This is a genomic window from Fulvivirga sp. AWR4_260 (assembly GCF_056158185.1).
On record NZ_JBSWSU010000016.1, the window covers coordinates 1 to 2,190 of the forward strand.

3 protein-coding genes are annotated in these 2,190 nt (G+C 59.6%); all 3 read left to right on the plus strand.

Going from position 1 to position 2,190, the window contains the following annotated elements:
* A partial coding sequence (tnpA, locus tag ACXACQ_RS23565) for an IS66 family insertion sequence element accessory protein TnpA (RefSeq protein ID WP_474978504.1) occupies nt 1–290 on the plus strand: 290 nt, incomplete at its 5' end.
* Entirely contained in the window at nt 287–631 is a 345-nt protein-coding gene (tnpB, locus tag ACXACQ_RS23570) for an IS66 family insertion sequence element accessory protein TnpB (RefSeq protein WP_350034853.1), read from the plus strand. The genes tnpA and tnpB, both read left to right, overlap by 4 nt.
* 28 nt (nt 632–659) lie before the next feature.
* The gene (gene tnpC / locus ACXACQ_RS23575; RefSeq protein ID WP_474978505.1) at nt 660–2,123 is read left to right on the plus strand and encodes an IS66 family transposase; all 1,464 of its coding nucleotides are present in this window, start codon (nt 660–662) and stop codon (nt 2,121–2,123) included.
* The last annotated feature ends 67 nt before the right edge of the window (nt 2,124–2,190 follow it).

Here is a 2,190-nt window from a genome sequence, read left to right on the forward strand (position 1 = left end):
CTAAAAAGCACCGCACACCCAAACAGTGGCAGGCCCTGGTTGATCAGCAGCGTGACAGTGGCCTGTCAGCGCCGCAGTTCTGTAAGCAGGAGAATATCGGTTACGCCTGTTTCTGCAACTGGCGCAAGCGCCTGTCCGATCCGTCGACTGATGAGACGGCAGTAAGCGGTGAAGCCGGTTTTCTGGATCTCTCATCGTTGATGGGCAACTCTCCATCCTCCGGCCCAGGCTGGAACATTGTGCTCAGCCTGGGCAACGGCGTCGAACTGCGGCTGAGCCAGAACGGATGATCGGGCTCGATAGCCAGGCGCGCATCTGGCTGTGCACCGAGTCCACCGACATGCGCAAATCGTTCCGGGGCTTGAGCGCCCTGGTCCGGAATCAGTTGAAGCACGACCCACTCAGCGGCCAGTATTTTGTCTTCGTCAACCGTCGAAAGACTCAGATGAAGATGCTGTACTTTACCGCCACCGGTTATTGCTTGTGGGCCAAGCGCCTGGAGCAGGGACAGTTCCGGGTGCCGTTATCTGCCTCTGGTCAGCGGGCCCTGACCCTGACGGATCTGCAACTGCTGATCGATGGTATCGAAGTGCAAAAATACCGGCAGTTCAAGCGTTTTCGAGGGGTATAGAGAGTGGACTTCCGGTATAATAACGGCCATGAATTCAACGGCTTCCACTCCTTCTTCCAACGCACCTTCTTACTCGGCCCTGGCCGAGGAGAATGCCGTGTTGCGGGAGCAGTTGGGCGCTCAGGCGGAGGCCATTCGCCAGCTGACCCATCAGCTGGACTGGTTCAAGAAACAGCTGTTCGGTCCCAAATCCGAGAAGCAAGTGTATGACCTGCCAGGACAGGACAGCCTGTTCCAGCCCGATGAAGCACCGCTGCCGGAGCAGCCTGATGATGCAGAAAAACGCACCATTAAGGCCTATCAGCGCGGCACCGGCAAAAAGCAGCGGGACGACGACTGCCTGAACGACACCGGACTGGGCTTTACCGCCGATGTCCCGGTGGAAGTCATTGAACACCTGCCACCGGAGCTGACCGGCCCAGAGGCCGATCAGTACGAAGTGATCGGCAGCAAGACCACCTACCGCCTGGCCCAGCGCGCCTCCAGTTATGTGGTGCTGAAGGTGGAGCGGCCGGTGTTCCGACGCAAGGGCAGTGAGAAGCCCATCACCACCCCGGCTCCGTTCAACGTGCTGGATAACAGCCTGGCCGATGTCAGCCTGTTGGCCGGGTTGCTGGTGGACAAGTTCCAGTTCCACCTGCCGCTGTATCGTCAACACCAACGCATCCAGCAGGCCGGCATCACCGTCAGCCGCAGCACCCTGACCAACCTGGTGAAGCGTGCCATCGACCTGCTTCGCCCCATCGTAGATGCCCAGACCGACAACGTATTGCGCAGCCGGGTGATGGCCATGGATGAAACACCCGTCAAGGCCGGCCACCAGGGTCGCGCCGGCCCGCAAAAAGGCAAGATGAAATCCGGCTGGTTCTGGCCGCTGTACGGCGATGCCGACGAGGTGGTGTTCACCTACTCGAACAGCCGTGGGCGCGCCCACATCGAACAGGTACTCAGCGAGTCGTTCAGTGGCACGCTGATCAGTGACGGCTACGCGGCCTATGCCCGTTATGCCGCCGCCCAGGAAAACGTCACCCATGCCCAATGCTGGATGCACAGTCGCCGTTACTTTATCGACGCGCAGAAGGCTCACCCGGAAACTGTCACCGAGGCCCTGCAACGGATCGCGACGCTGTACCGGAATGAAGAGGCCATCAACGCTCAAGGGCTGACTGGCGAGAAGAAACGCCAGTACCGCCTGGCGCACTCCAAGCCGGTGGTCAGCGACTTCTTCCAGTGGTGCCGGGATCAGTTGGAGCAAGGCGGGCTGTTGCCCAGCGATCCTCTGACCAAAGCCCTGAACTACGTGCTCAGCCGCGAAGCCAGCCTGACCGTGTTCCTGGAAGACCCGGACGTGCAGCCAGACATCAACCACCTGGAACGGGCGCTACGCCCCATTCCAATGGGCAAGAAAAACTGGATGTTCTGCTGGACCGAACTGGGCGCGGAACACCTGGGCATCATCCAGAGCCTGATCAGTACCGAAGGTGCTGGGTGAGCACACGAGTATGACAAACTTAACCTTAGGTGCTGGGTGAGCACACGAGTATGACAAACTTAACCTT